The organism is Nocardioides sp. IC4_145, from assembly GCF_011250565.1.
Taxonomy (GTDB): domain Bacteria; phylum Actinomycetota; class Actinomycetes; order Propionibacteriales; family Nocardioidaceae; genus Nocardioides.
Genome location: NZ_JAANMS010000047.1, coordinates 1 through 23,615, shown reverse-complemented (window position 1 = coordinate 23,615; position 23,615 = coordinate 1). Strand labels below are relative to the sequence as shown.

20 protein-coding genes are annotated in these 23,615 nt (G+C 74.3%); 8 read left to right on the top strand and 12 right to left on the bottom strand.

Annotated features, from left to right (window positions below; translation table 11 throughout):
* The first annotated feature begins 5 nt into the window (after positions 1-5).
* Positions 6-1,391 carry an HtaA domain-containing protein gene (locus G6553_RS17365; protein ID WP_166195799.1) on the top strand — a complete coding sequence of 462 codons (1,386 nt, stop codon included), beginning with the start codon at positions 6-8 and terminating at the stop codon, positions 1,389-1,391.
* Between the two features lie 20 nt (positions 1,392-1,411).
* On the opposite strand, the gene G6553_RS17360 is transcribed toward G6553_RS17365, so the two are convergent.
* The 4 genes from G6553_RS17360 to G6553_RS17345 form a co-directional block, all read right to left on the bottom strand.
* Complete coding sequence (locus tag G6553_RS17360; RefSeq protein WP_166195798.1) at positions 1,412-1,978, bottom strand: TetR/AcrR family transcriptional regulator; 567 nt, start codon at positions 1,976-1,978, stop codon at positions 1,412-1,414.
* A gap of 10 nt (positions 1,979-1,988) precedes the next feature.
* A complete protein-coding gene (locus tag G6553_RS17355) occupies positions 1,989-2,639 on the bottom strand; it encodes a TetR family transcriptional regulator (RefSeq protein ID WP_166195797.1) in 651 nt (216 codons plus the stop codon).
* A gap of 8 nt (positions 2,640-2,647) precedes the next feature.
* Positions 2,648-3,463 (bottom strand): purine-nucleoside phosphorylase, encoded by an 816-nt coding sequence (locus tag G6553_RS17350; RefSeq protein ID WP_166195809.1) that lies wholly within the window; start codon positions 3,461-3,463, stop codon positions 2,648-2,650.
* 82 nt (positions 3,464-3,545) lie between these two features.
* Positions 3,546-3,998 carry a gamma-glutamylcyclotransferase gene (locus tag G6553_RS17345; RefSeq protein ID WP_166195796.1) on the bottom strand — a complete coding sequence of 151 codons (453 nt, stop codon included), beginning with the start codon at positions 3,996-3,998 and terminating at the stop codon, positions 3,546-3,548.
* 69 nt (positions 3,999-4,067) lie between these two features.
* Here G6553_RS17345 and lpdA point away from each other — a divergent pair, with 69 nt between their 5' ends.
* A complete protein-coding gene (gene lpdA, locus G6553_RS17340) occupies positions 4,068-5,459 on the top strand; it encodes a dihydrolipoyl dehydrogenase (protein ID WP_166195795.1) in 1,392 nt (463 codons plus the stop codon).
* Positions 5,459-6,856: an NAD(P)H-quinone dehydrogenase gene (locus G6553_RS17335; RefSeq protein ID WP_166195794.1), complete on the top strand. Its 1,398-nt coding sequence runs from the start codon at positions 5,459-5,461 to the stop codon at positions 6,854-6,856. The genes lpdA and G6553_RS17335 overlap by 1 nt, the downstream gene beginning before the upstream one ends.
* Before the next feature lie 32 nt (positions 6,857-6,888).
* Here G6553_RS17335 and G6553_RS17330 read toward each other — a convergent pair whose 3' ends face one another.
* Positions 6,889-7,581, bottom strand: a complete 693-nt coding sequence (locus G6553_RS17330) for a DUF305 domain-containing protein (RefSeq protein WP_166195793.1) — start codon at positions 7,579-7,581, stop codon at positions 6,889-6,891.
* A gap of 416 nt (positions 7,582-7,997) precedes the next feature.
* Between G6553_RS17330 and G6553_RS17325 the strand changes: the two genes are divergently transcribed.
* The 4 genes from G6553_RS17325 (at position 7,998) to G6553_RS17310 (ending at position 13,464) form a co-directional block, all read left to right on the top strand.
* Positions 7,998-9,521 (top strand): hypothetical protein, encoded by a 1,524-nt coding sequence (locus tag G6553_RS17325; RefSeq protein WP_166195792.1) that lies wholly within the window; start codon positions 7,998-8,000, stop codon positions 9,519-9,521.
* A gap of 57 nt (positions 9,522-9,578) precedes the next feature.
* The gene (locus G6553_RS17320) at positions 9,579-10,736 is read left to right on the top strand and encodes a SpoIID/LytB domain-containing protein (protein WP_242680599.1); all 1,158 of its coding nucleotides are present in this window, start codon (positions 9,579-9,581) and stop codon (positions 10,734-10,736) included.
* A gap of 86 nt (positions 10,737-10,822) precedes the next feature.
* Positions 10,823-12,022 carry a SpoIID/LytB domain-containing protein gene (locus G6553_RS17315; protein ID WP_166195790.1) on the top strand — a complete coding sequence of 400 codons (1,200 nt, stop codon included), beginning with the start codon at positions 10,823-10,825 and terminating at the stop codon, positions 12,020-12,022.
* Between the two features lie 26 nt (positions 12,023-12,048).
* A complete protein-coding gene (locus tag G6553_RS17310) occupies positions 12,049-13,464 on the top strand; it encodes an amidase family protein (RefSeq protein WP_166195789.1) in 1,416 nt (471 codons plus the stop codon).
* Positions 13,465-13,600: 136 nt separating this feature from the next.
* Here G6553_RS17310 and G6553_RS17305 read toward each other — a convergent pair whose 3' ends face one another.
* Positions 13,601-14,755, bottom strand: a complete 1,155-nt coding sequence (locus G6553_RS17305; RefSeq protein WP_347565784.1) for a benzoate/H(+) symporter BenE family transporter — start codon at positions 14,753-14,755, stop codon at positions 13,601-13,603.
* A gap of 36 nt (positions 14,756-14,791) precedes the next feature.
* The gene (locus G6553_RS17300) at positions 14,792-18,193 is read right to left on the bottom strand and encodes a pyruvate carboxylase (protein WP_166195787.1); all 3,402 of its coding nucleotides are present in this window, start codon (positions 18,191-18,193) and stop codon (positions 14,792-14,794) included.
* 172 nt (positions 18,194-18,365) lie between these two features.
* On the opposite strand from G6553_RS17300, the gene G6553_RS17295 reads away from it, so the two are divergent.
* A complete protein-coding gene (locus tag G6553_RS17295; protein ID WP_166195786.1) occupies positions 18,366-18,608 on the top strand; it encodes a hypothetical protein in 243 nt (80 codons plus the stop codon).
* A 376-nt stretch (positions 18,609-18,984) separates the two neighbouring features.
* Here the strand turns inward: G6553_RS17295 and G6553_RS17290 are convergent, their stop codons facing one another.
* From G6553_RS17290 to G6553_RS17270, 5 genes are all read right to left on the bottom strand, one after another.
* Entirely contained in the window at positions 18,985-19,182 is a 198-nt protein-coding gene (locus tag G6553_RS17290) for a hypothetical protein (RefSeq protein WP_166195785.1), read from the bottom strand.
* 238 nt (positions 19,183-19,420) lie between these two features.
* Positions 19,421-20,089 (bottom strand): hypothetical protein, encoded by a 669-nt coding sequence (locus tag G6553_RS17285; RefSeq protein WP_166195784.1) that lies wholly within the window; start codon positions 20,087-20,089, stop codon positions 19,421-19,423.
* Positions 20,086-21,357 (bottom strand): hypothetical protein, encoded by a 1,272-nt coding sequence (locus G6553_RS17280; RefSeq protein ID WP_166195783.1) that lies wholly within the window; start codon positions 21,355-21,357, stop codon positions 20,086-20,088. Before G6553_RS17280 ends, G6553_RS17285 begins: the two co-directional genes overlap by 4 nt.
* Positions 21,354-22,622, bottom strand: a complete 1,269-nt coding sequence (locus tag G6553_RS17275; protein ID WP_166195782.1) for a hypothetical protein — start codon at positions 22,620-22,622, stop codon at positions 21,354-21,356. The genes G6553_RS17280 and G6553_RS17275 overlap by 4 nt, the downstream gene beginning before the upstream one ends.
* A partial coding sequence (locus tag G6553_RS17270; RefSeq protein WP_166195781.1) for a PH domain-containing protein occupies positions 22,589-23,615 on the bottom strand: 1,027 nt, incomplete at its 5' end. The genes G6553_RS17270 and G6553_RS17275, both read right to left, overlap by 34 nt.

Here is a 23,615-nt window from a genome sequence, read left to right as displayed (position 1 = left end):
GAACCATGATCCGCCCTCCCCGTCCGGTCGCCTCCGCGGCCGCGACCGCACTGGCCGCCTCCGGCCTCGCGCTCGTCGCCGCCGTCCCGGCGTCCGCCGCGACCGCGCCCTCCTTCACCTGGGGCGTCTCCCAGCAGTTCGAGGACCACCTCTCGAGCCAGGTCCTGGCCGACGGGGCGCAGGAGCCCCAGGACGGCGTGTTCGTGTTCCCGAACGGGACCGGCTCCTACGACGCGACGACCGGCGCGGCGTCGGTGACCTACGACGGCTCGGTCCAGGGGACCTTCAAGGTCCCCGTGGTCGGCACCGAGGTCTACTCGGTGACCTTCGCCGACCCGGCCGTCACGGTCGAGCCCGACGGCGACGGGACGCTCACCGCGCTGGTCTCGGCGAAGGTCAACGGCGGCATGGGCCAGCCCGCGGCCGACGTCGCGCCGAAGCGGGTCACGGTCAGCACCTTCGACGCCCCGGACTGGACGGTCGCCGACGGCCTGGCCTCGCTCACCGCCACCCCGGACTGGGCCGGCGTGCTCGCGCCCGGCAGCGCCGAGGCCACCGCCCTGGCGATGAAGGACGGTCAGCCCGTCGACGGCAAGTCGTGGGCCGCCGACCTCCTCGGCCACCTGCCCGCCGGGCTGCGGCCGCACTTCCACGCGTCCGGCGCCGGCTCCGACGCCAAGAAGGCGCCGGCGGCGTTCACCGCGCAGGCCTCCCAGGCCGCCGCGGCGAAGCCGGCGGTCACCTACGCGACCACCGCCGCCTCGGCCGCGAACGGGCTCACGCTCGCCGTCTCCGGCACCGGCTTCAACGGCACCACCAACCTCGGTGACAACGGCGTCTACGTGGGTCTCGCGCCCGCCGGCGGCCTGCCCGAGACCGACGACATCGGTGACCAGTCGAAGTTCGCGGCCGCCGCGTGGGTCCCGGCCGCGCAGATCAGCGCGGGCGCCTTCACCACCTCGCTGACCGCCGCCACCGCCGAGCTGGAGCGCGGCACGGCGTACGCGCTCTACACCTGGCAGGCGCACACCCACTCCAACACCACCCAGGACACCGAGACGCCCGTCTCGATCGACTGGTCGAGGCTCGCGCCAGCCAGGACCAAGCCCGCCGCCACCGTCAAGGTGCTCACGAAGCCGACGCCGGCGAAGGCCGGCAAGCTCAAGGTCGCCCTCAAGGGGAGCAACGGCGCCGTGGCCGGCAAGGTCAGGGTCCAGGTCAGGAAGGCCGGCAAGGTCGTCAAGACCCGCTCGGCGACGCTCGCGAAGGGCAGGGCCACGGTCGCGCTGCCGAGGCTGGCCGCCGGTCGCTACCAGGTCAAGGTCGTGTACGCCGGCTCCGCGGCGTACCAGCGCGTGGCCAGGACCGTGGGGCTCAAGGTCACCCGCTGACGCACCTCGGCCGCGGAGCGTCAGCCCGCGGCGCCGACCGCGCGCAGCACGAACGTCTCGATCGTGCGCGCCGGGAGGTGCCGCGGGCCTAGGCACGCGTGGACCAGGGGCAGCGTCGTCTCGACGTCGTCGACGAGCATCCGGCCCGAGGCGTCGCCGTCGAGCAGGATCGAGCGCAGCACGTCCTCGACCGCGACGACGTGCGAGCGGATCTCGCGGCGCGCCTCGTCGCTCAGCATCGCGAACAGCCGGGGACCCAGGCCGAGGTGGAACTCCTCGTCCGCGGCCAGGTGGTGCCGCACGTAGGTGCGCAGCCGCTCGACGGGGTCGTCGGTCGCGCCGAGGACCTCGGTCAGCCGGGCGACGTACCGCTCGGTCTCGTCGCTGGCGAAGGCGACGACGACCGCGGCCTTGTCCGGGAAGTGGTGGTAGATCGTCGTGCGGCCGATGCCGGCGCGCTCGGCGATCGCCGCCATGGTGACGGCGTCGTAGGAGCGCTCGCCCATGAGCGCGGCGAAGGCGTCGAAGACCCGTCGTCGCAGGTCGGCGCGGTGCTCCTGCAGCGAGCCGGCGCTGATGCGGGGCACCCTCGCCCACCTACCCGTCGGACGGTCGGGGGGCGGTGAGCATCGCGGTCGCCATCGACACCAGGTTCTGCACGAACCGCTCGGCCGGCAGCTCCTCGCGGCCGCTCGGCGGGAGCTCGCCGGAGCGGGCGCGATCGGCGACGGCGCGCATGACGAAGCTCGTGACCAGCGCCAGCCGCTCGTTCTCCAGCGGCACGTCCATGGCCATCGGCTGCAGCCGGTCGCGCAGCAGCGCGAACAGCTCGTAGCCGCCGGTGCGGGCCATCGCTGCCTCGACCTCGGGTCCGAGCGGCGTGATGTCCTGCTGCACCAGCTCGCCGACGATGACGATGTAGCAGCGGCCCCGCCACCCCATCTCGGAGACCTCGGTGACCGGTCGGACCAGCGCCTCGACGACCGAGGCGAGGTCGTCGTCGGGTCGGTTCCGGGCGGCCTCGATCAGCTCGATCTCGCGCCGGCCGATGTCGTCGGCGTGCTGCTCCAGGACGGCCGCGATCATGCCCTCGCGGCTGCCGAAGTGGTAGTGCACCGCCCCCCGGTTGCGCTGCCCGGCCTGCCGCGTGATCTCCAGCAGCGACGCGTTGTGCACGCCGTGGTCGGCGAAGGCACGCAGGGCGGCGTCCACCAGGCGCTGCCGGGTGTCCGGCGCGGGCGTCTCCATGGGCGGGGTCAGATCCTCGGGACGATCCGGCCGAGCAGGTCGCCCATGCGGGTCGCGGCGGCGCGGCCGGCCTCGAGGACCTCCTCGTGGTTGAGCGGCTCGCCGGTGATGCCCGCGGCGAGGTTGGTGACCAGGCTGATGCCGAGCACCTCCATGCCGGCCTCGCGGGCGGCGATCGCCTCCAGCGTCGTGCTCATGCCGACGAGGTGGCCGCCGATGGCGCGGGCCATGCCGATCTCGGCGGGGGTCTCGTAGTGGGGGCCGGGGAACTGCACGTAGACGCCCTCGTCGAGGGTCGGGTCCACCTCGCGGCACATCGCGCGCAGCCGGCTGGAGTAGAGGTCGGTCAGGTCGACGAAGTTCGCGCCCACGATGGGGGAGCGGCCGGTCAGGTTGATGTGGTCGGAGATGAGGACCGGGGTGCCGGGGGTCCAGGTCTCCTTCAGGCCGCCGCAGCCGTTGGTGAGGACGACGGTGGAGCAGCCCGCGGCGGCGGCGGTGCGCACGCCGTGCACGACGGCGGCCACGCCGCGGCCCTCGTAGTAGTGGGTCCGCGACAGGAACGCCAGGACGGACTTGTCGCCGACCTTCAGCGACCGGATCTTCCCCGAGTGGCCCGCGACCGCCGCGGCGCTGAAGCCCGGCAGGTCGGTCGTGGCGATCTCGGCGACCGCGCCGCCGAGGGCGTCGACGGCCGGCAGCCAGCCCGAGCCGAGGACGAGCGCGAGGTCGTGGCGCTCGACGCCGGTGAGGTCGGCGAGCCGGGCCGCGGCCTCCTGCGCGAGCGCGTAGGGGTCGCTCTCGTACGGCTCGGTGCTGGACATCGGGGGCTGCTGGTCGCTCACGCGGGAACTGTAGGTCAGACCCCGCTGCGGCTCAGAGTCCAGCGGAGCGGAGGTCAGAGGATCAGAGCCCGGTGGAGCGGCAGGGGCGGCGGCGCAGCGCCGCGACGTAGTCCGCGGGGGCGTCGGCGGCCTCGGCGGCGTCGGCCAGCACCCCGAGGTACGACGCGGAAGGCAGGCCGCCCTCGTAGGCGTCGAGCACGTAGGTCCACACGACGACCTCGCCGTCCATAGTGGACACCCGGACCTTGGTCTTGCGGTAGAGCCCGGAGTCGGCCGCCTCCCAGCCGTCGAGGTGCTTCTCGTCCTCGCGGGTGATGTCGTAGACCGCGACGAAGACCTGCTCGAAGGGGTCCTGGACGATCGTCGACAGCGCGCCGTCCCAGCCGTGCTCCTCGCCGCCGAACGTCAGCCGCCAGCCCGTCAACCACCCCGTCGTGCGCATCGGCGAGTGCGGGCAGCGCTCGCCCATCCGGGCGGGATCGAGGTTGGTCCCGTAGGCGGCGTAAAGCGTCACGACGGCAGGGTAGTGGCCGCGGGCCGACCGGTTCGGGGTGACGTGCCCGACAGACGTAGGCTGGAGGCTGTGACGAACCACTTCGATGTCCTCGTCCTCGGTGCCGGTCCCGGGGGCTACGTCGCGGCGATCCGCGCCGCCCAGCTCGGCAAGTCGGTCGCCGTGGTGGAGGAGAAGTACTGGGGCGGTGTCTGCCTCAACGTCGGGTGCATCCCGTCCAAGGCGCTGCTGAAGAACGCCGAGCTCGCGCACGTGCTCGCGCACGAGAAGGACAAGTTCGGCATCGAGGGCGACGCGACCATGTCGTTCGGGCCGACCCACAAGCGCAGCCGCCAGGTCTCGGCCGGCATCGTCAAGGGCGTCCACTTCCTCATGAAGAAGAACAAGATCACCGAGATCGACGGCTGGGGCACCCTCACCGGGCCCACCTCGATCGACGTGACCAAGGACGGCGAGACCACGTCGTACACCTGCGACGACCTGATCATCGCCACCGGCGCCCGCACCCGGCTGATCCCGGGCACCGAGCTCTCCGAGCGCGTCGTGACCTACGAGGAGCAGATCCTCACCGACGAGCTGCCCGGCTCGATCATCATCGCCGGCTCCGGCGCGATCGGCGTCGAGTTCGCCTACGTCATGAAGAACTTCGGCGTCGACGTCACGATCGTGGAGTTCCTCGACCGGATGGTGCCCACCGAGGACGCCGACGTGTCCAAGGAGCTGCTCAAGCACTACAAGAAGCTCGGCGTGAAGGTCCTGCTGTCGACCAAGGTCGAGGGCATCGACGACTCCGGCGACACGGTCAAGGTCACCGTCTCCAAGGACGGCGAGCAGCAGGTGCTCGAGGCCGACAAGGTGCTGCAGGCGATCGGCTTCCAGCCGCGCACGGAGGGCTACGGCCTCGAGGCCGCCGGGGTGGAGCTCACCGACCGCGGCGCGATCGCCGTCGACGGCCGCGGCCGCACCAACGTCGACCACGTGTACGCCATCGGCGACGTCACCGGGAAGATGATGCTCGCCCACGCCGCCGAGGCGATGGGCATCGTCGCCGCGGAGACGATCGCCGGTGCGGAGACGATGGAGATCGACTTCGACATGATCCCGCGGGCGACGTACTGCCAGCCCCAGATCGGCTCCTTCGGCTACAGCGAGCAGCAGGCCAAGGACAAGGGGTACGACGTCAAGACGACCACCTTCCCGTTCTCGGCCAACGGCAAGGCGCAGGGCCTCGGCGACGCGGTCGGCTTCGTCAAGGTCGTCGCGGACGCCGAGCACAACGAGATCCTCGGCGCCCACATGATCGGCCCCGACGTCACCGAGCAGCTGCCGGTGCTCACGCTCGCGCAGCAGTGGGACCTCACCGCCGACGAGGTCTCGCGCAACGTCTTCGCCCACCCCACGCTGTCCGAGGCCGTCAAGGAAGCCGTCCACGGCATCTCCGGCCACATGATCAACTTCTGATGGCGACTGATCGCGTCGTCATCGTCGGGGGCGGCCCCGGCGGGTACGAAGCCGCCCACGTCGCTGCCCAGCTCGGCGCCGAGGTCACCGTCGTCGACACCGACGGCGTCGGCGGCTCGGCGGTGCTCACCGACTGCGTGCCGAGCAAGACGCTCATCGCGACCGCGGAGGTCATGGACGAGCTGGCCGGGGCGGCCGAGCTCGGCGTGATCTTCACCGACACCGAGGGCGACGCCGCGGAGACCATCCGCGTCGACCTCGCGCGGGTCAACGCGCGGGTCAAGCGGCTCGCGGCCGACCAGTCCACCGACATCGCTCGGCGGCTGGCCAAGGACGGCGTCCAGGTCGTCGAGGCGCGCGGCCGGCTCGACGGGCCCAACCGGGTCGTGGCGACCGCGGCCGACGGCTCGGAGCAGACCCTCGAGGCGGACGCCGTGCTGATCGCCACGGGTGCCGCGCCGCGGACGCTGCCCACCGCGCAGCCCGACGGCGAGCGGATCCTCACCTGGGAGCAGGTCTACGACCTCACCGAGGTGCCGACCGAGCTGATCGTCGTCGGGTCGGGCGTCACCGGCGCGGAGTTCGCCAGCGCCTACCTCAACCTCGGCATCCCGGTCACGCTCGTCTCCTCCCGCGACCGGGTGCTCCCGGGCGAGGACGCCGACGCCGCCACCGTGCTCGAGGACGTGCTGCGCCGCCGCGGCATGACCGTGCTGTCGAAGTCGCGGATGGAGTCGGTCACCCGCTCCGGCGACGTCGTCACCGTGACCCTGACCGACGGCCGGACCGTCCAGGGCTCGCACTGCATCCTCGCGCTCGGCTCGGTGCCGAACACCGCCGACATGGGGCTGGAGGAGGCCGGCGTCATCCTCAAGGACGGCGGCTTCGTCAACGTCGACCGGGTCTCGCGGACCTCCGCCCGCGGCGTCTACTCCGCCGGCGACTGCACCGGCGTCTTCATGCTCGCGTCGGTCGCCGCGATGCAGGGCCGGATCGCGATGTGGCACTTCCTCGGCGACGCGGTGCACCCGCTCGACCTCAAGAAGGTCTCCTCCAACGTCTTCACGTCCCCGGAGATCGCCACCGTCGGCTGGTCCCAGCAGGCCGTCGACGCCGGCGAGATGCAGGCCGAGGTCGTCACGCTGCCGATGTCGGGCAACCCCCGCGCGAAGATGCAGGGCGTCCGCGACGGCTTCGTGAAGCTGCTGTGCCGTCCCGGCACCGGCATCGTCGTCGGTGGGGTCGTCGTCGGTCCGCGGGCCAGCGAGCTGATCCACCCGGTCTCCGTCGCCGTCGCCGAGTCGCTCACCGCCGACCAGCTCGCGCAGGCGTTCACGGTCTACCCGTCGATGTCCGGCTCGATCGCCGAGGCCGCCCGGAGGCTGCACCACTTCTGAGGTCCGGGGGGCTCCGCCGCTGGCTCCGCGCGTCAGCGCAGGTCGCGGAGGAGCTCCGCCATCCGCGTGATCTCGGCGGCCTGGCCGGCCTGCACGTCGAGCGCGAGCTCGGCCACCCGCTGGCTCGCGCCGGTGCGGCGTACGTCGGCCGCCATCGCGACCGCTCCGGCGTGGTGGTCGACCATCCGCTCGAGGAAGAGCCGGTCGAAGTCCGCGCCCTGCGCCGCGGCGAGCGCGGCCAGCTGGGCGGTGGTCAGCATCCCCTGCATCGCGTGGTGACCGTGCTCGGCGTGGTCGTACTTCCGGGGGTCCTCGCCCGGCTCCGGCACGTCGACGCCGCGCTCGGCCAGCAGCGACGCGAGCACCAGCACCTCGGGCGCCTGCGCGGCCGCGATCCGCTCCGCCAGCGCGAGCACCCGCTCGTCCTCGGCCCGGTCGGGCGCCAGCGCCGCCATCTCGAGGGCCTGCCGGTGGTGGGGCAGCATCATCTGCACGAACGCGATGTCGTCGTGGTTCCACCGCTGCTCCGCCGCCCCGACCACCGTCGACGTGGGCTCGCCCGGCCGCCCCGGCTGGACCTCGGTGACGTCGGCGGCGACGCTGCTCGTCGCCCTTCCGGCGGGGCCGGGGGCGGGCGCGAGGTCGGTGGTCCCTGCGTCGCTGGTGGAGCAGGCGCTGAGGACGAGCGCTGCAGCCAGCGTCGCCAGGGTGCTGGTCGTCCTCATGGGGAGTAGGAGACCACGGTCAGCCCGCCTCGGGGCATGCCTGTGCCCCGCCCATGGGGTGCTTCGGCGGGGTGTGGGGCGGGGTGGCTACTGCTCGGGGCGGGTTGCCGGGTGGGTCGGCTGTCGTGGTCGTGGGTGCCGTGGTGGTCGGGCTGGTCGGGCTGGTCGCCGAAGCCCTGCGTCGTCGCCCACGACGCCGACTCCGAGAGCGACCGGCGTCGGCGGGCGACCCTCGTCGTACCGGGCCCCGTCGTTGCTCGCCACTGCAACCACGCGCGGCCCGTAGACCGAGGTCGGCTGCCGGGGGTTTCGACACGTTCGGCGCCGGGGCGCCTCACTGCTCAACCAGCGGTGGTGCCCCGTAACCTCGGCGGCTCGTGCGGGTTGCAGGGGCAACCCTCGAGGAAGGTCCGCGGATGTCGGTGCTCAGTCGTCTCGGTCGTACGCCGCTCGCCGCCCTGGCGGCGGGAGGCATGTTGCTCGCGGGCCTGGCGCTCGCGCAGGGGTCGGCGAGCGGCGAGGTGGTGCCGGGGGCGTGCACGCCGGCGCAGGCCAAGCGGATGCAGGCGGCGGGGGACAACTTCGCCGAGGCGTGCCGGCTGCCCGGCCAGCTGCTGTCGGGGATGGACCGGGTGGAGCCCGCGGCCGCGGCCGGAGACGTCGACCGGTCGCGGAACATGCGGCTCGTGGCCAACCTGCCGCGGAGCGGGCGGTTCGCGGGGGAGGAGGCCTACGGGACCGACCTGGCGTTCCGGGGGAGGTACGCCTTCGGCGGCAACTACGAGGGCTTCACCGTCTACGACATCCGCCGGCCCGCGAAGCCGCGCAAGGTGGCGCAGGTGGTCTGCCCCGGCGCGCAGAACGACATCTCCGTCCACCGCAACCTGCTCGTCCTCAGCGTCGACACGAGCCGCAGCGACGACTCCTGCCGCAGCGAGCCCGCACCCGCGACCCGGAAGAGCAGCTGGGAAGGCATCCGCATCTTCGACATCAGCCGCCCGGCGAAGCCGCGGTACGTCGCCGCGGTGGAGACCGACTGCGGGTCCCACACCCACACCCTGGCGCCGAGCCGGGACGGGCGCGACCTCTACGTCTACGTCTCCTCCTACGACGTCAGCGCGGACCACCCCGACTGCAGGCCGCCGCACGACTCGATCAGCATCGTCAAGGTGCCGGTGGCGAAGCCCGCGCGGGCGCGCGTCGTCGCGCAGCCGGTGCTGTTCCCCGCCGGCGGCAACCCGGGCACGGTCAACCCGCTCGGCCCGAGCGAGACGACCGGCTGCCACGACGTCACGGCGTACCCCGCCAGGGACCTCGCAGCCGGTGCCTGCATGGGCGACGGCGTCCTGCTCGACATCCGGGACCGGGCGCGGCCCAAGGTGCTGCACCGGGTGCGGGACGACGAGAGCTTCGCGTTCTGGCACTCCGCGACGTTCAACAACGCCGGCACGAAGGTGGTCTTCACCGACGAGCTCGGCGGCGGGTCCGCGCCGACGTGCAACCCGCTGCTCGGCGGCCGCCGCGGGGCGGACGGCATCTACGACGTCGTGGGACGCAAGCTGGTGTTCCGCAGCTACTTCAAGATCCCGCGCAGCCAGTCGCTGACCGAGAACTGCGTCGCCCACAACGGCTCGCTGGTGCCCGTGGAGGGCCGCGACATCATGGTGCAGGCGTGGTACCAGGGCGGTACGTCGGTCTTCGACTTCACCGACTCGCGCAACCCGCGGGAGATCGCCCACTTCGACCGGGGCGCGATCAGCGCGACCGAGCTGGTGCTCGGCGGGTCGTGGTCGTCGTACTGGTACAACGGCCACGTCTACAGCCACGACATCACCCGCGGGCTCGACGTGTTCCGGATCGACGCGCCGTGGGCGCGGCGGGCCGCGAAGGTGCGGATGGGGACCTTCAACGCGCAGTCGCAGCCGTCGTACAACGGCTAGCGCTCCCGCCGCACAGGCCGGGCGCGAGGGCGGGTGCGTAGCCTCGAGCGGGTGCGCATGCGACTCGGGCTCGTGACCGTCCTCGCCGTCCTGGCGGCCCTCCTGCCGGCGGCGGCGACCGCCCGGACGTGGGAGGTGCCGCGCTCGGCGACGATCACCGTGGTCGGGCACGGCTACGGCCACGGGCACGGCATGTCCCAGTGGGGTGCCGAGGGCGCCGCACGGCAGGGCCGGACCCACCGCCAGATCCTCCGCTTCTACTACCCCGGGCTGTCGCAGGGGAGGGCCGGCGGCACCCTGCGCGTCAAGGTCGCCGACACCGCGGCCGCGGTCGTCACCGCGCGGCCGGGTCTGGTCGTGCGCAAGCCCGGCGGCGGGAAGGCCTGGAAGCTCGACCGCAAGCGGCCGCGGGCCACCGCGTGGCGGGTCCGGCCGGTCGCCGGCGACCGCTCCCGCGTGTCCTACCGCGTCGACGGGCGCTGGCAGCGGCTCGGCCACCGCGCGGGTACGGCGGAGCTCGCCGCCGGCGGGAAGCCGCTACGCGTGCGCACCGGCCCCGGCAGCACCACTCGATACCGCGGTGCCGTGCGTGCGGTCGGCGGCGACGTCGTCAACGTGGTCGGCCTCGAGGACTACCTGCGCGGCGTCGTGCCGAGCGAGGTCATCGCCTCGACCTGGCACCAGCAGGCGATCCGCGCGCAGGCCGTCGCGGCGCGCACCTACGCGGCGTACGAGCGCAACCACCCGGCCGCTGCCCACTACGACATCTGCGGCACCGAGGCGTGCCAGGTCTACGGCGGCACCGCGGCCGAGCACCCCGCCGCCGACAAGGCCGTCGCGGCGACGCGGGGCCGGGTGCTGACCAAAGGCGGGAAGCCGGCGTTCACGCAGTTCTCCGCCAGCAGCGGCGGGTGGACCTCGCGCGGCGCGTTCGGCTACCTGCCGGCCAAGAAGGACCCGTACGACGGGTGGTCCGGCAACCCGCACCACCGCTGGACCGTCCGCCTCACCGACGCCGACCTCGAGCGGGCCTGGCCGGCGGTCGGCGGGCTGACGTCGATCCGGGTCTCCGGCCGCGACGGCAACGGCCAGTGGGGCGGCCGCGTCGGCTCGGTGACGCTGCGGGGGACCCGGGGCACCGTGACCGTGACCGGCGACGACTTCCGCTACCTCCTCGGACTGCGCTCGACCTGGTTCACCCTGCGCGTGTCCTGAGCACGTGTCCTCGCCGGCACGAACTACAGATCTGTAGTTCGCGCGAAGCGTTGCGGGACTGGTGTGACCAGTGGTGCGATCGGTGCGTGCGTCTCCCCTCCCTCCTGACGGCGTGCGCGCTCGGCCTGACCGCCTTGGTGCCGGTCGGCGCCGCGGCCGCGGCCGCGCCCGCAGCCCCCTCCGCCGACACCTGGGCGGTGCCGCGGACGGCGCAGGTGACGATTCAGGGCCGCGGCTTCGGCCACGGCCACGGCATGTCGCAGCACGGCGCGGAGGGTGCGGCCCGGCAGGGGCTGACCGAGCGCCAGATCGTCGAGTTCTACTATCCCGGCACGGCCTGGGGGACCGCCAAGGGGCGCGTGAGCGTCGCGATCTCGGCCGACACCGACGACCACCTCGTCGTGCGGCCGCGACCCGGGCTGACCGTCGCCGACTCGGCCGGCGGCGGCCGCGTCCGGCTGCCCGAGAACGGTGCGAAGCAGTGGCGCATCGCCGCCGCGCCCACCGGCGCGTGGCGCGTCTCCTACCGCACCGACCGGTGGCGGCGGTGGCGCGACCTGACGGGCACGGGCGAGCTGTACGCCGGCGGCAAGCCGATCACGCTGGTCACCCCGACCGGGGAGAAGCCCTACCGCGGTCGCCTGCGCGCCGTCCGGGTCGGCACCGACGTGGTGACCGTCAACGACCTCACGCTCGAGAGCTACCTCAAGGGCGTCGTGCCGCTGGAGATCCCCGCGCTCTGGAGCCCCGCCGCGGTCCGCGCGCAGGCGATCGCGGCGCGCACCTACGCGGCGTACGAGCGAGCCCACCCGCGCTCGGCGTCCTACCAGCTCTGCGACACCACGTCCTGCCAGGTCTACGACGGCGTCGCCGCCGAGCACCCGGCCGCCAACGCGGCGATCGACGCGACGAAGGGCCAGGTGCTGACCGCCGGCGGCGAGCCGGCGTTCACCCAGTTCTCCTCCAGCAGCGGCGGGTGGACCTCGGCAGGGTCGGTGCCGTACCTGGCCGCGCAGGAGGACCCGTACGACGGCTGGGCCGGCAACGCCGTGCACCGCTGGCGCACCACGGTCGACGACACCCGGCTGGAGCGCGCGTGGCCCGCGGTCGGCGACCTCCGGCGGATCGCCGTCACCGCCCGCGACGGCCACGGCCAGTGGGGCGGGCGCGTGCGCACGCTCCGGCTGACCGGCTCGCGGGGGTCGGTGACGGTCACCGGCGACGCGTTCCGGTCGGCGCTTGGCCTGCGCTCGACCTACCTCACCCTCGGGGTCGCCGCGCGCTGAGCGGCCGGCGCGGGGGAGGATGCCTCGTGCTCAGTTCCGCCTCCTCCGTCTCGTCCTCCGTCGCCGAGGTCGAGCGGCTGCTCGACCGGATCGCCACCGTCGACCCGCTGATCCGATCGATCTGCACGCCCGCACCCGACGCGCTCGAGCAGGCGCGGGCGCTCGACGCCGAGGCCGCGGCCGGCCGCGTCCGGGGACCCCTCCACGGCCGGGCGGTGCTGGTCAAGGACAACATCGACACCGCCGACCTCCCCACCACGGCCGGCTCGCTCGCGCTGGCCGAGCAGCCGCACCCCGCGGCCGACGCGCCGATCGTGCAGCGGCTCCGCGAGGCCGGCATGGTCGTGCTCGGCAAGACCAACCTCTCGGAGTGGGCCAACATCCGCGACGTGGCCTCGACGTCGGGCTGGAGCGGGTACGGCGGCCTGACCCGGAACCCGTACGCCCTCGACCGGTCCGCAGGCGGGTCGAGCTCGGGCAGCGGCGCCGCGGTGGCGGCCGGCCTGGCGGCGTACGCCGTCGGCACCGAGACCGACGGGTCGATTGCCTGCCCGGCGGCGTACAACGGCTGCGTCGGGCTCAAGCCCACCGTCGGCCTCGTGCCCACCGACGGCGTGGTGCCGATCTCCGCCTCGCAGGACGCGCCCGGCTCGATGGCAGCCAGCGTCCGCGACGCCGCGGCGCTGCTGTCGGTGCTGGCTGGCAACGGAGTCGACCACGCGGCACACGCCGTCGACGGGAGGTTGGCAGGCAAGCGGGTGGGGGTGCCGCGCGGACCGTACTGGGGCTGGTCGGACGCGGCCGACGCCGCAGCCGAGCGCGCCGTCGCCGCCCTGTCGGCCGCCGGCGCGGTCGTCGTCGATGGCACCGACCTGCCGGGGCTGCCCGACACGATCTGGGAGGACGAGCTGCTCGTGCTCCTGGCCGAGCTGGGCACGGGCCTCGCGGCGTACCTCTCCCGCCGCCCCGGCGACGGCCCCCGCACCCTCGAGGACGTCGTCGCCTTCAACCGCGAGCACGCCGACGTCGAGCTCGAGCACTTCGGGCAGGGCCTCCTCGAGCAGGCGCTGGAGGGTCCCGGCACCGACTCCGAGGAGTACGCCGCCGCGCGGGCGCGCTGCGTCGCCGCCGCGCGCGAGGGTGGCATCGACCGGGTGCTGCGCGAGCACGACCTCGACGCGCTGGTGACCCCGTCCTACGACCGCGCGCACCGGATCAAGCTGAAGGGGCCCGAGGACCTCGTCGGCTCGTGCAGCGGCGTGCCGGCGATGGCGGGCTACCCGCTGCTCACCGTCCCGACCGAGCTCGTCGACGGGCTGCCGGTCGCCGTGTCGTTCTGGGGCACCGCCGGCAGCGAGGCCACGCTCGTCGAGATCGCCCACGGCTACGAGTCGCTCCGCGACCCGCTCCCGCCGCCGACCTTCGCGGAGACCGTCGGCTGAGTCGGGCCTGGCTCGGGTCCCGGGCGTCGACGATCCTTCAATTGCGCGGTTGTGGACGTGGGGAAGCGCGTCCACCCCGCAACTCCCGCGCAATTGCGCGGTTGTCGACGTGGCCCGGCGGGTCGGCTGGCCGGGGTCAGCGGCGGGCGGCGAGGAGCGGGCGGAGGGCCAGGCCAGCGAGGAGCGCCCAGAAGGCGGAGCCGACGCCGAGGACGGTGACGCCGGAGGCGGCGACGAGGAAGCAGACGGCGGCGGCCTCGCGGCCGTCCTCCTCGGCGAGCGCGCCGGCCAGCGAGGAGGCGAGGGTGCCGACGAGGGCCAGGCCGGCGGCGGCCTGGACGACGTCGCCGGGGGCCGCGACCACCACTGCGGTCAGGGCGGAGGCGAGGGCGGCGAGGACGAGGTAGGTGACGGCTGCGGAGGTGCTGGCGACCCAGCGGCGGGCCCGGTCCGCCCCGGCGAGCGGTCCGGCGGCCATGGCGGCGGTGATGGCGGCGAGGTTGACGGCGTGGCCGCCGAACGGGGCAGCGAGCAGCGTCCCGAGGCCGGTGACGGTCATCGACTCGCGCCAGGGGACGGCGTACCCGTGGCTGGCCATGACGGCGACGCCGGGGACGTTCTGCGAGGCCATCGTGACGACGTACAGCGGCAGTGCGATCGACACGAGCGCGGGCACGGTCCACGTCGGCGTCGTCCAGGCCAGGGTCGGCAGGAGGGCGTCGACGTCGACGTCCGAGCGGGCCTCGACCAGGACGACCGCGAGCGCGACGGCGAGCGAGGCCGGCACCGCCCAACGCGGGAAGAGCAGGAGCCCCAGCACCCAGGTCAGCACGACCGGGCCGACCAGCGCGGGGGAGTCGGCGAGGCCGGTCACCGGCGCCAGGCACAACGGCAGCAGGACGCCGGCGAGCATGGCGCGCGCGAGCGAGGCGGGGATCCGGCCGACGAGGTCACCGAGCCACGGGACCAGGCCGGTGAGCCCGATGAGCAGCGCGGTGACGACGAACGCGCCGACCGCGGCCGGCCAGCCGCCCTCGACGACCCCGGTGGAGACCAGCAGCGCGGCGCCCGGCGTCGACCAGGCGAGCGTCAGCGGCGTGCGGTGCCGCAGGCCCAGCCAGAGCATGCCGAGCGCCTGGGCCACGCAGAGCGCGACCAGCCCGGAGGCCGCCTCCGCCGCCGACGCCCCGACGGCGGCGAGGCCGGCGAGGACGACGACGAACGAGCTGCTGAACCCGACGACCGCCGTCACGACGCCCGCCGCGACGGGGTGGCCGTCGGGTGCGGCCACCCGCCGGCCCGGCGCAGGGGCCGGCGACCGCACGGGCTACTCCGCCAGGACGAGCACCAGGTCGCCACCCTCGACGGCCTGGGTGCCTCCGAGCGCGACCCGCTCGACCCGCCCGGCGACCGGCGCGGTGATCGAGGCCTCCATCTTCATCGCCTCGATCGTCGCGACGGTCTCGCCCGCGGCCACCGAGTCGCCCTCGGAGACGACGACCGTGACGACCCCGCCGAAGGGCGCGGCGACGTGGCCGGCCTTCGAGGTGTCCGCCTTCTCGGCCGCGGCCACGTCGGAGGAGACCGAGCGGTCGCGCACCGAGATCGGGCGCAGCTGGCCGTTGATGGTCGCCATGACCGTGCGGAATCCGCGCTCGTCGGGCTCGCTGATCGCCTGGAGCCCGAGGATCAGCCGGATGCCCTCGGCCAGGTCGACCTCGTGCTCGGTGCCGGTGCGCAGGCCGTAGAGGTACTCGACGGTGGGCACCACGGAGAGGTCGCCGTACCGCTCGCGCTTCTCGAGGAACTCCTTGGTCGGACCGGGGAAGAGCAGCTCGTTCAGCGCGCGCTGCCGGCGCGGGCCGGACGCCTCGAGGTCGGCGCGCTGCTCGTCGGTGAGGTCCTCGTCGGGTGCCTGCCACGAGCGACCCTCGAGGGCCTTGGTCCGGAACGGCTCCGGCCAGCCGCCCGGCGGGTCGCCGAGCTCGCCGTTGAGGAAGCCGATGACCGAGTCGGGGACGTCGAAGCGGCCCGGGTCGTCGGCGAACTCCGCCGGGTCCGCGCCGATGCCGACCAGCGACAGGGCGAGGTCGCCGATCACCTTCGACGACGGCGTCACCTTCGGGACGTTGCCGAGGATGTCGTTGGCGGCGGCGTACATGTCCTCGACCTGCTCGAACTTCTCGCCCAGGCCGAGCGCGATCGCCTGCTGGCGCAGGTTGGAGAGCTGGCCGCCGGGGATCTCGTGGCGGTAGACCCGGCCGGTCGGCGAGGCGAGGCCGGACTCGAACGGCGCGTAGACGCGGCGGGTCGCCTCCCAGTAGGGCTCGAGCGCGTTGACGGCCGCGAGCGACAGCGCGGTCTCGCGCTCCGAGTGGTCGGTCGCGGCCACGAGCGCCGAGAGCGGCGGCTGCGAGGTCGTGCCGGCCATCGAGGACGTCGCGGCGTCGACGGCGTCCACCCCGGCCTCGATCGCCGCGCTCAGCGTCGCGAGCTGGCCGCCGGTCGTGTCGTGGGTGTGCAGGTGCACCGGCAGGTCGAACCGCTCGCGCAGCGCGGTCACCAGCGTGCGCGCCGCGGGTGCGCGCAGCAGGCCGGCCATGTCCTTGATCGCCAGCACGTGCGCGCCGGCGTCGACGATCCGCTCGGCGAGCCGCAGGTAGTAGTCGAGCGTGTAGAGCTGCTCGCCCGGGTCGGAGAGGTCGCCGGTGTAGCACAGCGCCACCTCCGCGACGGTCGTCCCGGTCGCGCGGACCGCCTCGATCGCCGGGCGCATCTGCTCGACGTCGTTGAGCGCGTCGAAGATGCGGAACACGTCGATGCCGGTCGCGGCCGCCTCCTCGACGAAGGCGTCGGTGACGGCGGTGGGGTACGGCGTGTAGCCGACCGTGTTGCGACCGCGCAGCAGCATCTGCAGGCAGATGTTCGGCACGGCCTGGCGCAGCTGGGCCAGCCGCTCCCACGGGTCCTCGGCGAGGAAGCGCAGTGCCACGTCGTACGTCGCGCCGCCCCACGCCTCCAGCGACCACAGCTCCGGCGTGGTGCGCGCGACGTGCGGGGCCACCGTGAGCAGGTCGCGGGTGCGCACGCGGGTCGCGAGCAGCGACTGGTGGGCGTCGCGGAAGGTCGTGTCGGTGACCGCCACCCGGTCCTGCTCGCGCAGCCGGCGGGCGAACTCCTCCGGGCCGACCGAGAGCAGCAGCTGCCGGGTGCCGTCGGGCGCGGGCACGTCGAGGTTGGTGTCGGGGAGCTTGCTGGCCGGGTCGACGGAGACCTTCGCCTCGCCGTGCGGCTGGTTGACCGTGACGTCCGCGAGGTAGGACAGCAGCTTGCTGCCCCGGTCGCCGCTGCCGCGCGCGCGGAGCAGCTGCGGGTGGGTCTCGATGAACGACGTGGTGACGTTGCCGGCGGCGAAGTCGGGGTCGTCGAGGACGGCCTGGAGGAACGGGATGTTCGTCGAGACGCCGCGGATGCGGAACTCCGCGACCGCCCGCCGCGCCTTCTCGACCGCCTTGTCGAAGGTCCGGCCGCGGCAGGTCAGCTTGGCGAGCATCGAGTCGAAGTGCGCGGAGACCTCGGCGCCGGTGTAGACGGTGCCGCCGTCGAGACGAATGCCGCCGCCGCCGGGGGAGCGGTACGTCGTGATGACGCCCGTGTCGGGCCGGAACCCGTTCGCGGGGTCCTCGGTGGTGATCCGGCACTGGAGGGCGGCCCCGCGCAGCACCACGCCCTCCTGCGAGAGGCCGAGGTCGGCCAGGGTCTCGCCGGAGGCGATCCGCAGCTGCGACTGCACCAGGTCGACGTCGGTGACCTCCTCGGTCACGGTGTGCTCGACCTGGATGCGCGGGTTCATCTCGATGAAGACGTAGTTGCCGGCCGGGTCCAGCAGGAACTCGACGGTGCCGGCGTTGCGGTAGCCGATCTCCTTCGCGAAGCGCACCGCGTCGGCGCAGATCCTCATCCGCAGCTCGGGGTCGAGGTTGGGCGCGGGCGCGATCTCGACGACCTTCTGGTGGCGCCGCTGCACCGAGCAGTCGCGCTCGTAGAGGTGGATGACGTTGCCCTCGCCGTCGGCGAGGATCTGCACCTCGATGTGGCGGGGGTCGACCACGGCCTGCTCGATGAAGACCGTCGGGTCGCCGAAGGCGGCCTCGGCCTCGCGCATGCACGTCTCGACCGCCTCGCGCAGGTGCTGGTGGTCCGGCCCGGGCTCGTCGACCTTGCGCATGCCGCGTCCGCCGCCGCCGGCGACGGCCTTGACGAAGAGCGGGTAGGGCATCTCCGAGGCCGACGCGACCAGCGCGTCGACGTCGGTGGAGGGCTCGACGCTGGCCAGCGTGGGCACGCCGGCGGCCTTGGCGGCCGCGATCGCGCGGGCCTTGTTGCCGGTCAGCTCCAGCACCTCGGCGCTGGGGCCGATGAAGGTGATGCCGGCCTCGGCGCACGCCTCGGCCAGCGCGGGGTTCTCCGAGAGGAAGCCGTAGCCGGGGTAGACCGCGTCCGCACCGGCGCGCACCGCCGTGGCCACGATCGCCTCGGGGTCGAGGTAGGCGCGCACCGGGTGACCGCGCTCGCCGATCTCGTAGGCCTCGTCGGCCTTCAGCCGGTGCTCGGACCACCGGTCCTCGTAGGGGAAGACCGCCACCGTCCTCGCCCCGACCTCGTACGCCGCCCGGAACGCTCGGACCGCGATCTCGCCACGGTTGGCCACCAGCACCTTGGAGAACATGGCCGACAGGCTAGGGGCCAGCCGCCCGGGTCGCCGTGACGGGCGCCACCGGCGAGACGTACCTGTCGGTAGCGCGAACCGGCTCGGCCGGAGGACCGCCACTGGGTGGTCCTGCGGCCACACCAGGCGGGACCGAGCTGGTCCGTCTCGCGAACTCCCTACCCTCGTGTGCATGGGACCCCGACGCGACCGCGTTTCTCGCTGGATGTCGTGGGGCGCGCTCAGCGCCGGGTGGTACTCAGTTCTGACCGGCTCGGCGCTGCTCTACCTCGCCTACCTGCTCGGCACGGTCTCGGGGGACTCCGCGGCCCCGTTCGTCGCAGCAGGCTTTGCTGTCGTGGGGGTGTGCCAGCTGGCGATCGGTCTTCGCGTCGAGCTTCGGCGCAAGTCCGCGTCGCCGGACGAGCCGTCGTAGACGCCTGGGGGCTTCCCTTCGTTTGCCTCGCGTTGGTGCTCCTGGCGGCTCGGGTGCACCACTCCGCGAGCTGGCCGGTCAGGACGAACCCGCGGACGTTCTCGACGCGGACGACCTGGTCGAGGACGGGCTCGCCGGTCTGGGGGTCGGGGTGCTGGTGGACGTGGACGACCATCGGTTTGGGATCAGTGTCGAACCCCAGCACCAGCTGGCGGCGGGCCATGTCCCCGAGGGCGGTGGCGCGGCGGGACCCCTCGGCCTCCTTCGAGCCGAGCGCGTACAACCGATCCGCGCCCTTCGTGATCGCGTCCTCGAGGTCGAGGGCGTCGGCCAGGTCGAGGGTGGCCCGGACGTCGACGTGGCCGTCGAAGGTGACCTACCTGGTCTGGACGGTGACGTGGCAGGTCTCGGTGCGTTCGAACCGGACCCGCTCCGCTTCCTGGGGGTCGAACGGCACCAGCGCCTCATCAACGAGGCGGCGGTCGCCGAAGCTCTGCATCGTCGCCCAGGACGCCGACTCGACCAGGGACTCCGCTGGATGCATCGCGCACCACTCGACCGCTGCCTGCAGCACGCGGACCTCCGCGGCGTCTGCTTCGCGCTGGCTGGCCCGCGCGGCTGCAAGGACATGGCTGGGTCGTCCAGCGGTGTCTCGGGTGTCGCAAGGTGGGCCAATGTCACGCCCTTGTGGACGGCTTTCGTCGGCAGGTCCTCACGGGCAGTGGAGCCGGCAGCGGCGGGCGAGGCACGTCGTACGCTCGACACGAGGCGACCGGCTCGCGTCACGAGTGCGCAGCGCGGAACCGCGACTACTACCGGCCCGGTGCTCGCAGGGGACGGTTGCGGAAGCGGCGGCCGGTGGCGACCCGCACGATCCCGACCACCACCCAGACGCCGAGCAGGGCGGGCAGCGCCAGCAGGAACCCGAGGAAGGTCCCGGTCCCGGTCCCGCCCGCGCCGTCGTCGGTCTGGCGGGTCAGCGGCTCGTCGGGCAACGCCTCGATCCACTCCGGAAGCCGCAGCGCGGCGTCGCCGAGGTAGGACGGCTCGGCGGGTGCGCCCGCCCACTCCTCGGAGTACCTGTCGACCGTCCAGCCCGCGGTCACGTCCGTCGAGCTGGTGTCCGGCCCCTGCCACAGCACGAGCAGGGCCGGCTCGTCGAGCAGCTCGAGCACCTGGTCGGCCGCCTCGAGGTAGTGGTCGTAGCCGGCGAACCAGCTGTCCTGCCAGACCAGCACGTGCACCGGCGAATCGCGCTCGGCGATGAGGTCCGCGATCCGCCGCTCCGCCTTCTCGTCGAGCATCGGCCGGCCGTCGTCGGTGACGTGGACCTGGTCGTCGCGCAGGCCCTCGACCGCCCGCATCACCCGGTCACCGGCCGGCGGGGGCGCCGACTGCTCGTGCTCCTGCCCGGACCACACCGCCGCGCCGACGCCGAGCACGAGCGCCGCCGCGGCGCACGCCAGCCGCTCGCCCCTCATCGCTCCTCCTGCTCGGCCCGGGAGACGTGGCGCCACAGGTCGTCGACGAACGCCCCGTAGCCGGTGCGGGCCCACACCGTGTCGTGCTCGTACCACGGCCGTTCCCGGCGCAGCAGCCCTCCGCGCACGGTCATCGGGGCCAGCCCGCGGCCGGTCGTGTGGCTGCACGGCCGGCACGCCGGCACGGTCAGCTCCCGGTCGCCGACGGGCACCGTCCGGCGGGCGACGCCTTCGCCGTGGCGGGGGTCGAAGAAGCACGGACGGTACGTCGCCGGGCCGGCGCCGGAGCGGCCCGACCCGGAACGGCCCGACCCGGAGCGGTCCGACCGGGAGCCGTCCGACCCGGAGCGACCGGCCGCGTGCGTGGCCGTGCGGGCGAGCACCAGCGCCCCGACCAGGTCGTCGAGGTCGGCGTCGGCGGAGCCGGTGCGCTCGAGCAACGTCCGTGCGGCGTCGTACGACCCGTCGACGAGGGCCTGCCGCTCCAGGTCGGCCCCGCCCCGCCCGGTGCTCCGCGCCAGCAGCCGGGCGAGGGACTCCAGCTCGCGCTCCACGGTGGCGCGCACGTCGGCGGGCGTGCCGAGCCCGGCCTCGGCTGCACGACCGGCGCGGTCCGTGCGGCTGCGGGACCGGGCCGCGGGGCCGGTCGCGCGCCAGCCGAGCACGTTGCGCAGGACGAGGTAGGAGGTGCCGGTGACCGCGACGAACGCGAACGCACCCCACAGCGCGACGGACTCCGCGGTCGGCGGGTCGGCCAGGGGGTCCCACTCCTCCGGGGACCGGAAGACCTGCACCTCGCGGACCGCGTCAAAGTCCTCCCGGGTCACCTCGGTGCCCTCGTCGACCGCGGCGAGCACCTCCAGCGCGCGGGCGGCGACGCCCGCCGGCTCCAGGCCCGCATCGGCCCCGCCGCCGGGGTAGAACGTCGTCTGGGGGTCGTAGATCGCGGTCTCGTCGGGGACGTCGCCGAACGACACGACCTCCAGGTCGTAGCCCTTCGGGTCGGTCTGCACGACGAGGACCGCGTCGCCGCCGATCCGCTCGTGCAGGCGCCCGGCGAGGTCGCGCGCCGGCTCGGTCGTCGAGAGCCCGTCGGGGCCGGGGGCGAGGACGACGTACGCGGGGAACGGCAGGTTCTCGACGACCGCGGTGAGCGCGGCGTCGACCTCGTCGGTGCGGCCGTTGCCGAAGACCTCGCCGACCTGCACCGGGTCCTCGCGCAGCGCGTCCGCGAGCGCGTCGAGGTCGGTGGGGACCCGTTCGCTCATCGCAGCCGGCCGCGCTGCAGGCGGGTGACCAGGTCCGGCTCGAGCGCGCCGAAGCCGGTCGAGGCCCACGGCTCCCGGTCGGTCTCGAAGTAGTGCTCGGGGCGGCCACGGACGACGACGTCGAGGATGTCGGGGCGGCGGTCGGCCTGCAGGTCGCGGCGGCAGGCCGAGCAGATGGGTGCCCGGACCCTCCGGCCGGCGTGCTCCAGCGCGTGGTCCCGGGTGCCTCGACCGTGCAGCGGGTTGAGGAAGCAGGGCGTCGACGGCTCGAACGGCCGACTCTTCCGGGCGGCGGCGAGCGCCTCCTCGCCGCGGCGGGCCAGCACGATCGCGCCGACCGCGTCCAGGGGGTCGACGTCCGCCGCCGGGTCGGTGGGCAGCAGCCGGCCGGCGAGGTCGTAGTGGTCCAGCGCGGCGGTCCACGCGGCGGCGCCCGAGCCGCCCAGGTCGGCGTCGTCGATGCGCTCGCCCAGTGCGAGCACGTCGCCGCGCGCCCGTCGCGCCAGCTCGGCGTCGCCGGCCTCGCGGACGCGGTCGAGCACCGAGTCGGGTAAGGCGAAGGTCGCCGCACCGGCCCGAGCCCGGGCCCGTCGGCCCAGTGCGCGGAGGCCCAGCACGACGGCTGCGACCAGGAGGCCGAGGGCCAGCACGCCCGCGAGCGCACCCCCGCCGCCGCCGGCGTCGTCGGAACCGTCGGGGTACGACGTCGCCGTGCCCTCGCCCGAGGTGCCGGCCTCCTGCTCGCGCCGTGCCTGGCCGGCCTCCCGTGCGGCGTTCGCGGCCGACGCCAGGGTGCCGGCAGCCAGCTGGTCGGCGAGCTCGACCACACCCTCGCCGAGCTCGAGCGGGGTGCCGCCCGGGCCGCCCTGGGTGAGCACGGCCTCGGCGTCGCGGACCACGTCGGTGCGGCCGCCGACCGGTCCCCACTGCTGGAGGGCGAGGTTGAGCTGTGAGCCGTCGGGCAGCGTCGGGTAGTGGACCGGGGTGCCGTCGTCGGCGAACGACCACACGTTGTTGACGCCGATGTAGAGCCCGTCGGGCCCGCCGGCGTCGTGGATGCGGACCAGGAGGTCGTCGCCCCACGAGATGCCGCCGGCCCCGTCCTCCGGCGGCTGGGTCAGCACGAGGTGGAGGGGGACGTCGGCGTCGCGCACCGCCTGGCGGTACGCCGCGAGCTGCTCGGCGCTGACCCAGGCCTCCGTCCCGGGACCGAGGTGCATGCCGGTGCTGGTCAGGTCCTCGACGATGGCGTCGACGTCGGCCACGGTGCGCTCCTCCCGGTCGCCGGGCGATCGTAGAGGAACGGCTCGACCAGGGCGGGGGTCGCCCGGGCAGCGAGGGCGAGCGCGTCGGCGACGGGGACGTCGAGCACGGCGACGGCCTGCCGGCCGCCGGCAGTGGTGGCGACCAGCGTGACGAGGCCGGCGCGGCGCTGGAACCACGTGGCGCGGATGTTCCAGCCGATGACGGCCTCGACGGCCAGCACGTGGCGGCGGCGGTAGAGGCTGCCGGAGCGGCTCACGACGTACCCGTCGACCAGGGCGTGCCCGAGTCCCCGCGCGCGGTCCGCGGCCAGCGCGGCAGCGGCCAGCGGGGCGGTGACGGCCGGCAGCCACCACCACGCTGACCCGGCCGCGAGCGGCAGGCACCCGGCGGTGACCAGGAGCGCCGGCAGCAGCGCGCGCGTCCACCGGCGGCGGGCGGCGGCGGGCCCGTGCGGCCGGAGGGGTACGTCGACGGGCCCGGCGGCGCCGAGCACCGCCCGCGCGGCCGACCCGACCACGGCCCGCGGCGCCGGGGGCACCAGCACCGACGAGGACTCCTGTCCGTCGCCGAGGCCGGTGACGATCGCCGCGAGCCGGCCGCCCCCGGCGAGGCGGAGCCCCAGCGGCTCGCCGATCGTCACGCCGGCCAGCCGGGCGTCGTCGAGGCTGGTCTCCCGGGTGGTGAGCAGCCCGCGGCGCAGGTGCCAGGCACGGTCGGCGTGACCGAGGGTGAAGCCCCAGTTGGCGACCAGGTAGCCCGTCACCGCCAGCACGCTCGTCGCGACCGCGAGACCGACCAGCGCGCCGGCGGCGGCCAGGAGCACCGGCACGCCGGCGACGCGGTCCGCCCAGGAGCCCGCGTCGACCCGGCGGAAGCCGCCGAGCGCGTCGAGCAGCTGCACCGTGCCGCCGACGAGGCCGGCGACGATCACGAGACCGGTGGAGGTGAGCGGCGCGAACCGGGCCCAGGTCGGGTCGAAGGTCAGGACCGGG

Bases quoted from the DNA above. Each gene is read 5' to 3' on its own strand.
- G6553_RS17365 (WP_166195799.1), top strand. From the start codon at position 6: ATGATCCGCCCTCCCCGTCCGGTCGCCTCCGCGGCCGCGACCGCACTG.
- G6553_RS17355 (WP_166195797.1), bottom strand. From the start codon at position 2,639: ATGGAGACGCCCGCGCCGGACACCCGGCAGCGCCTGGTGGACGCCGCC.
- G6553_RS17350 (WP_166195809.1), bottom strand. From the start codon at position 3,463: ATGTCCAGCACCGAGCCGTACGAGAGCGACCCCTACGCGCTCGCGCAG.
- G6553_RS17335 (WP_166195794.1), top strand. From the start codon at position 5,459: ATGGCGACTGATCGCGTCGTCATCGTCGGGGGCGGCCCCGGCGGGTAC.
- G6553_RS17330 (WP_166195793.1), bottom strand. From the start codon at position 7,581: ATGAGGACGACCAGCACCCTGGCGACGCTGGCTGCAGCGCTCGTCCTC.
- G6553_RS17325 (WP_166195792.1), top strand. From the start codon at position 7,998: ATGTCGGTGCTCAGTCGTCTCGGTCGTACGCCGCTCGCCGCCCTGGCG.
- G6553_RS17320 (WP_242680599.1), top strand. From the start codon at position 9,579: ATGCGACTCGGGCTCGTGACCGTCCTCGCCGTCCTGGCGGCCCTCCTG.
- G6553_RS17300 (WP_166195787.1), bottom strand. From the start codon at position 18,193: ATGTTCTCCAAGGTGCTGGTGGCCAACCGTGGCGAGATCGCGGTCCGA.
- G6553_RS17295 (WP_166195786.1), top strand. From the start codon at position 18,366: ATGGGACCCCGACGCGACCGCGTTTCTCGCTGGATGTCGTGGGGCGCG.
- G6553_RS17285 (WP_166195784.1), bottom strand. From the start codon at position 20,089: ATGAGGGGCGAGCGGCTGGCGTGCGCCGCGGCGGCGCTCGTGCTCGGC.
- G6553_RS17280 (WP_166195783.1), bottom strand. From the start codon at position 21,357: ATGAGCGAACGGGTCCCCACCGACCTCGACGCGCTCGCGGACGCGCTG.